Here is a 399-nt window from a genome sequence, read left to right as displayed (position 1 = left end):
GACGCGGCTGAGCACGTCCCGGCCGAGCTGGTCCCCACCCAGCACGGCGCCGTCGCCGGCGGGGGCGAACGGTGCGGTGACGGGGGTGTCCACGGTGTGCGGGGCGATCAGCGGTCCGGTGAGGGCGAGCAGCAGCGGCAGGGCGGCCACGGCCACGAGTGCGGTGGCTCCGGCTCCGCGGGAGGGACGGCGTGCGGCCACGGGCGGGGTGACGGTCATGCGCGGTCTCCCAGGGTGGCGTAGCGGATGAGGTCGGCGGCCAGGAGTACGAGGCTGATCACTGCTCCGGCACACATGACGACTCCGGCGATCAGCGGTGTGTCGCGGGCGGCGACCGCGCCGGCCAGGACGCTGCCGATGCCCGGGTAGTTGAACAGGGTCTCCACCACGACCGCTCCG

General features: G+C 74.7%; 1 protein-coding gene and 1 pseudogene. Both read right to left on the bottom strand.

Features of this window, described 5'->3' with window-relative positions:
* Nucleotides 1-219, bottom strand: a pseudogene (locus tag CAY82_RS27750) (ABC transporter permease); the annotation flags it as partial.
* Nucleotides 216-399: ABC transporter permease subunit (locus tag CAY82_RS27745; protein ID WP_140399190.1), on the bottom strand; the 184-nt coding region annotated here is incomplete at its 5' end. The pseudogene CAY82_RS27750 and the gene CAY82_RS27745, both read right to left, overlap by 4 nt.

Origin of the sequence: Pseudomonas sp. SID14000, assembly GCF_002165135.1 — a bacterium.
Classification (GTDB): Bacteria; Pseudomonadota; Gammaproteobacteria; order Pseudomonadales; family Pseudomonadaceae; genus Aquipseudomonas.
Note: the sequence above shows the minus strand (reverse complement) of the source record. Positions and strands in the feature narration are given on the sequence as shown.